The organism is Sphingorhabdus sp. (genome assembly GCF_029865925.1).
Taxonomy (GTDB): domain Bacteria; phylum Pseudomonadota; class Alphaproteobacteria; order Sphingomonadales; family Sphingomonadaceae; genus Sphingorhabdus_B.
This window is the reverse complement of sequence record NZ_JARXAI010000033.1, coordinates 21,833-28,420: the sequence shown is the minus strand read 5'-3', so window position 1 is coordinate 28,420 and position 6,588 is coordinate 21,833. Positions and strand designations below refer to the sequence as shown.

6 protein-coding genes are annotated in these 6,588 nt (G+C 57.2%); all 6 read right to left on the bottom strand.

Features of this window, described 5'->3' with window-relative positions; translation table 11 throughout:
• Positions 1–827, bottom strand: an 827-nt coding sequence (locus QE270_RS03390; protein WP_300035170.1) for a CoA ester lyase, incomplete at its 3' end; no start/stop codon positions are given.
• A 36-nt stretch (positions 828–863) separates the two neighbouring features.
• Positions 864–1,310 carry a MaoC family dehydratase gene (locus QE270_RS03385; RefSeq protein ID WP_300035166.1) on the bottom strand — a complete coding sequence of 149 codons (447 nt, stop codon included), beginning with the start codon at positions 1,308–1,310 and terminating at the stop codon, positions 864–866.
• Positions 1,310–3,169, bottom strand: a complete 1,860-nt coding sequence (locus tag QE270_RS03380) for an acetyl/propionyl/methylcrotonyl-CoA carboxylase subunit alpha (protein ID WP_300035175.1) — start codon at positions 3,167–3,169, stop codon at positions 1,310–1,312. Before QE270_RS03380 ends, QE270_RS03385 begins: the two co-directional genes overlap by 1 nt.
• Before the next feature lie 5 nt (positions 3,170–3,174).
• The gene (locus QE270_RS03375) at positions 3,175–4,776 is read right to left on the bottom strand and encodes a carboxyl transferase domain-containing protein (RefSeq protein ID WP_300035163.1); all 1,602 of its coding nucleotides are present in this window, start codon (positions 4,774–4,776) and stop codon (positions 3,175–3,177) included.
• A gap of 4 nt (positions 4,777–4,780) precedes the next feature.
• Complete coding sequence (gene ribH / locus QE270_RS03370; RefSeq protein ID WP_295442200.1) at positions 4,781–5,200, bottom strand: 6,7-dimethyl-8-ribityllumazine synthase; 420 nt, start codon at positions 5,198–5,200, stop codon at positions 4,781–4,783.
• The gene (gene ribB / locus QE270_RS03365) at positions 5,200–6,501 is read right to left on the bottom strand and encodes a 3,4-dihydroxy-2-butanone-4-phosphate synthase (RefSeq protein WP_300035160.1); all 1,302 of its coding nucleotides are present in this window, start codon (positions 6,499–6,501) and stop codon (positions 5,200–5,202) included. The genes ribH and ribB overlap by 1 nt, the downstream gene beginning before the upstream one ends.
• Between the last annotated feature and the right edge of the window lie 87 nt (positions 6,502–6,588).

The window sequence follows — 6,588 nt, the reverse complement described above, 5'->3', positions numbered from 1 at the left end:
GCCGCTTTCAAATGCGGCGCATCGATCATTTTACCGTCCATTTGCAGCACCCCTGCTCCGGGGTTGGCCGCGAAGGCATTTACAACTGATTGCGCATGCGCAAGCTGTTCAGCGGAAGGCGTAAAACCTGCGTTGATTGCTCCCACCTGCGACGGGTGAATGGCAAGCATGCCACTGAAGCCGTCGCGCGCGGCGCGGCCGACATAAGCGGCAAGCCCCGCCTCGTCGCTGATGCCTGGGAAGACAGTGTCGATTGCCGCAACACCCGCGGCATGCGCGGCAAAAAGCGTAAGCGACCGCACCATTTCAAACGGCGCAGTGTAACGGCCATCCGCTTCGCGCGCGGTTGCGGCTCCTATCGCGGCGGGCAGGTCCTCTGCCCCCCAGCTCACGCCAACCAGATAATGGGCGACCTCACGCAAGGTGCCAAGGTCAAACACTGCTCCGGGGGTTTCAGTCGCTATCGGCAAAATCGGCGGGGCTTCGCCATCCTGACTGTCCGCCACCGCCGCTGCCTCCGCGCGTAGCCAGTTGACTGAGCGCGCGCCTTCCGCCTTGGGCAACACGATGCCATCGGGCATGTAGGGCAACACTGACGCGAGATCGTCATGCGTCATTTGGCTATCCTGCGGATTGACGCGCACGAACACTGGAATGGGGCGGTCGCCCGACAGATATTCAGCCGTCGCCTCGCGCGCTACAATCTTCCGATTGACAGCAACCGAGTCTTCAAGATCAATGATGATCGCATCAGCGCCGCTGTCAGCGGCCTTTGCAAAACGGTCAGGCCGGTCACCCGGGACGAAAAGGAGCGAGCGCAGTTTCATGCCCTTATTATGCTCCACGCCCGACGTTATGGCAATCTAAGCCTTCTTCAGCAACGCTGCGCGCTCGGACTGGCATACAATTTCGTCGCGCTGGTTGATGCAACGGTGAAGGAAAGTCACAACGCCAGCATCTGGCCGTGACTTGCTTTCCTTCAGCGCAATGACCTCGGTTTCCGCACGCAGCGTATCACCAATAAACACCGGTTTTGGCATCACCAACTTGTCATAACCAAGGTTCGCAACCAACGTGCCCAGCGTCGTGTCGCCCACCGACAATCCGACCATAAGCGCAAAAGTGAAGGTGCCGTTTACGAGGATTTGCCCGAACTCACTAGCCTTCGCCGCCTCCGCGTCGATATGCAGCGGTTGCGGATTATGGGTCATGACCGAAAAAAGCAGATTATCCGTCTCGGTTACCGTCCGGCGAATTTCGTGAATGATGCTGTCGCCGATTTGCCATTGGTTGAAATATTTGCCTGCCATTACACTTCCACCATCTCTATCCGCACTAACAACGCCTCAACCTGCACTTGGGCACCAACCTCGGCATTCAACTCCGCCACCACACCGTCGAACGGCGCGGTGAGGCTGTGCTCCATCTTCATGGCTTCAAGCGTGAGGAGCTTCTGGCCCCTGGTGACGCTATCGCCCGCCGCAACCTCGACCGCAATGATGCGGCCAGGCATGGGCGACAATATTGCGCCGTCGCTTACAGCACTATGCCCCGACCCGCGCGGTTCATCCAAGACATAGCGACACGCAAAACCATCGGTAAAGGCAAGTACATCAGCGGTCGGCTCGTCAGCCTCGACTTCGTCAAACGGAACCACATAAAGGTTGCCAGCGTCGTCCATTAGGCGCGCCTCAGCACGTGGCGGTGCGTTCAATCGGAAGCCCAGAATGGCACTAACAGGTCCGTTACCGGGGCTAGCGCATAGCAATGCCGCAGCTTCTGCAAGCTCTTCGGGCTCTGGACCAGATGGATATACGAGGTCATCAACTTCCCGCGCGATAAGGCCCGTATCAACATCGCCAAGTCCGAAGTCGTCCAGATCAAGCAAACGGCCCAAAAATCCTGCGTTGGTTTTGACAGGCCATACTTCAGTGCCGTCGATACCGTCACGTAAGCGGTCAATCGCTTCTTCACGCGTTGCGCCCCAAGCAATCAGCTTGGCGATCATGGGGTCGTAGAATGGTGACACTTCGCCGCCTTGTTGCACGCCTGTATCAACACGCAGTTCTTCGGGAAACTCCAAATGGTCGAGTGAACCAATGGAGGGCAAGAAGCCCGTCGCGGGATTTTCCGCATAGAGCCGGGCTTCCATCGCCCAACCATTAATACGCAACTCTTCCTGCCGCATTGGCAAAGCCGCCCCGCTCGCCACACGCAACTGCCATTCGACAAGGTCAACGCCCGTGATTTCTTCAGTCACCGGGTGTTCGACCTGCAGCCGCGTATTCATTTCCATGAACCAGATACGATCGGCGCGGAGACCCTCAGACGCATCTGCAATGAATTCGATTGTGCCCGCGCCGACATAGTTGACTGCTTTGGCCGCCTTTACCGCTACCGCGCAAAGCTGTGCGCGTGTGGCTTCGTCCATGCCCTGCGCGGGGGCTTCCTCGATTACCTTTTGGTGACGGCGTTGCAACGAACAATCGCGTTCAAACAAATGAACGATGTTGCCATGGGTGTCGCCAAACACCTGCACCTCAATGTGGCGCGGGCGCTGAATATATTTCTCGATCAACACATGCGCATTGCCGAATGAGGCGCTGGCCTCACGCTGGCAAGAGGCGAGCGCGTCGATGAAGTCAGCTGCATCGTCGACCTTGCGCATTCCCTTCCCGCCGCCGCCTGCGACCGCCTTGATGAGCACGGGATAGCCGATTTCGGTGGCACGTTCAGCAAGGAACGCCGGGTCCTGATTCTCGCCCATATAGCCAGGGGTAACGGGCACACCGGCTTCGGCCATCAGTGTCTTGGCCGCATCCTTCAGCCCCATCGCGGTGATGCTAGCGGGCGCTGGCCCGACCCAGATCAGCCCTGCGTCAATCACCGCTTGCGCGAATTCCGCATTTTCGGAGAGGAAGCCATAGCCTGGATGGATTGCTTCTGCTCCCGTGGCTTTGGCAGCAGCGATAATCTTCTCACCGACCAAATAGCTCTCACGCGCCGGAGACGACCCAATATGTACAGCCTCATCGGCTTCCTGCAAATGCAATGCCTTGGCATCGGCATCAGAATAAACCGCGACGGTGCGAATGCCCATGGCCTGCGCCGTGCGGATAATCCGGCAGGCGATCTCGCCGCGATTGGCAATGAGGAGAGATTGGATCATCTGGGTCACATCCGGAACACCCCAAAGCGGGGTGCCTCCTCGACGGGTGCGTTTAGTGCGGCCGCAAACGCCAATCCAAGCACATCCCTCGTCTGCGCCGGGTCAATGATACCATCATCCCAAAGCCGCGAGGTCGCGTAATAGGGGTTGCCTTCATCCTCATATTTCTGACGGATTGGGGACTTGAAGGCTTCGGCTTCCTCCGGCGTCCATTTTTCCGCATCGCGGTGGACGGTGGCGAGCACCGAAGCGGCTTGCTCCCCACCCATCACCGAAATGCGCGCATTGGGCCAAGTGAACAGGAAACGCGGCGAATAAGCCCGTCCGCACATGCCGTAATTTCCTGCGCCAAAGCTGCCGCCGATCAGCACAGTGATCTTGGGTACGCTGGCGGTGGCAACGGCGGTCACGAGTTTCGCGCCGTGCTTGGCAATGCCCTCCGCCTCATATTTGCCGCCGACCATGAAGCCGCTGATATTCTGCAGGAACAGCAACGGGATCCGGCGTTGGCAGGCAAGTTCAATAAAATGCGCGCCTTTGACTGCGCTTTCGCTGAACAATACGCCGTTATTGGCGAGGATCGCGACAGGCATGCCCCAGATATGTGCAAAGCCGCAGACTAAGGTCGTGCCATACAGCGCCTTGAACTCATGAAATTCGCTGCCGTCGACAAGGCGCGCGATAACTTCGTGCACATCGTAAGGCGCACGGACATCGTCGGGGATGACGCCGAAAAGCTCTTCGGTGTCGAATTTTGTCGGGCGTGGTTCTTTTAGATCAATGTTCGGTTTGTGGATGGGGCCAAGGTGCGAAATAATATCGCGCACGATCGTCAGCGCGTGTTCGTCATTCTCGGCCACATGATCGACCACGCCCGATTTCCGGCCATGCAAGTCGCCGCCGCCCAGATCCTCGGCGCTGATTTCTTCGCCTGTCGCAGCCTTTACCAAAGGTGGGCCTGCCAAGAAGATCGTGCCTTGGTTGCGGACGATGACGCTCTCGTCTGACATGGCGGGCACATAAGCGCCGCCCGCGGTGCAGCTTCCCATGACACAGGCGATTTGCGGGATGCCTTTGGCGCTCATATTTGCTTGATTGAAGAAGATGCGCCCGAAATGGTCACGGTCGGGAAAAACCTCGTCCTGATGCGGCAAATTCGCACCGCCGCTGTCGACCAGATAGATGCATGGCAAATGGTTCGCCTCGGCGATTTCTTGCGCCCGTAAATGCTTTTTGACCGTCATCGGGTAATAAGTGCCACCCTTTACCGTCGCGTCATTACAAACAATCATGCACTGCCGGCCCGAAACGCGGCCAATTCCCGTGATTAGGCCAGCGGCGGGAATTTCGCTATCATACAGGTCGCACGCTGCAAGCTGGCCGATTTCTAGGAAAGGCGAACCGCTATCCAGCAGGCGTTCGACGCGCTCACGAGGCAGCAATTTGCCGCGCGACGTATGGCGCTCACGCGACTTTTCATTACCGCCCAACGCCGCCTCGGCGACTTTGGCCCAAAGTTCATCGCGCAATCCTCGGTTGTGCGCACTGCGCGCCTTAAACTCTTCGGAGTCAGCGTTGATTTGTGTCGTTAAAGTCGGTGCGCTCATCGTTTCAGTTGAAACGATTTTGCAGATTTAGCAAGGCCATCGCGGCAATAGCTGCCTCCCCGCCCTTGTCCTTTTGCTTGGGATCGGCGCGCACTATGGCTTGTGCTTCATTCTCAACGGTCAATATACCATTACCGATGGCAATGCCGTCCATCGTCAACGCCATGATACCACGCGCGCTTTCGCCAGCAACGATTTCAAAATGATAGGTTTCCCCGCGAATGACGACGCCAATGGCGACAAAGCCATCATATATTTGCGCCTCCGCGGCCATCGCAATTGTACCTGGAATTTCGAGCGCGCCGGGCACAGTGATTACCTCCACCTCATGCCCCTTGGCCTTCAACGCCGCCTTCGCGCCGGCAACAAGCATGTCGTTCAGATGGTCATAAAACCGTGCTTCAACTATCAGAAACTTTGCCATTACTCGCCTCCGGTGCCGGGAATAGACCGCTCGCCTAAAATGGAAAGGCCATAGCCTTCAAGGCCAACCAGCGCGTGGTGCGTGTTGGTCAGCAATATCATGTCGTGCACGCCTAGTTCGGTCAGGATTTGTGCGCCGCCGCCATAGTCGCGCAGTTCTTCTATCTCGGGTGCGCCAGCTTGCTTGCCCTCCGCGCGCAGTTGCATGAAGCGGGAAACGACGTTTTTCATTGGCTTGTTGATAACCACGATAACACCAGCACCTTCAGCCGCAATGGCCTCCATCGAGCGGGACAGCAGGCCAGAACGCTCACTATCCTCCCCAAACACATCAACGAACATCGACATGGTATGCATACGTACCAATGTCGGTTTTTCAGGGTCAATGTGGCCCTTGACCAAAGCGATGGTCTCATCGCCCGTCGCCTTGTTGTAGAAGGTCATGGCTGCCCAATCGCCGCCCCAGCGGCTGTTGAACTTCATCTCCGCGCGCTTTTCGACCAAATGGTCGTGCTTGCGGCGATAGGCGATCAAATCGCGGATCGTCCCCATTTTCAAATTATGCATACGCGCGAAGGCGACAAGATCGTCCATCCGCGCCATTGTGCCATCATCCTTCATGATTTCACAAATCACGCCCGACGGGTTGAGGCCAGCAAGCCTGCTGATGTCGACAGCGGCCTCTGTATGGCCCGCACGCACCAGAACGCCACCATCGCGCGCGGTGAGCGGAAAGACATGGCCCGGCGAAACAATGTCATCAGGCCCCATAGAGGCGTCCACAGCAACGGAAATGGTTCGGGCCCGGTCAGCAGCACTGATGCCCGTCGTGACGCCCTCACGGGCTTCTATGGACACCGTGAAGGCTGTTTGCATGCTCTCGCGGTTTTCGCGCGCCATCGGCGTCAGGCCAAGCTGTTCGCAACGCGCTTTGGTCATGGTCAAACAGATTAGCCCACGGCCATGCGTTGCCATGAAATTGATCGCGTCTGGCGTCGCCATTTGCGCTGGAATGATCAGGTCGCCCTCATTCTCCCGGTCCTCATCATCAACGAGAATATACATTCGACCATTGCGCGCCTCTTCAATGATTTCCTCAATCGGCACGAGCGTAGGCGTCTCGTCGTTGGAGAACAAATAGCTTTCCAACTTACGCAACGTTTCAGCGGTGGGGTTCCAGCCCGGCTCATCCAAGTCGCGCAAAGTATTTGCATGAAGGCCAGCAGCACGGGCTAGGCCAGACCGTGACAAGCCACCGTCGTTGACGAGGCTACGAAGTTTATTGATCAGTTGAGTGCTCATGATTCGTCTTTTTCACATTGTAGTGTGATTGTCAAAGTACATATTCACATCAATGTGATCAATGGAGTCTCTAGTCTTTCATTGAAT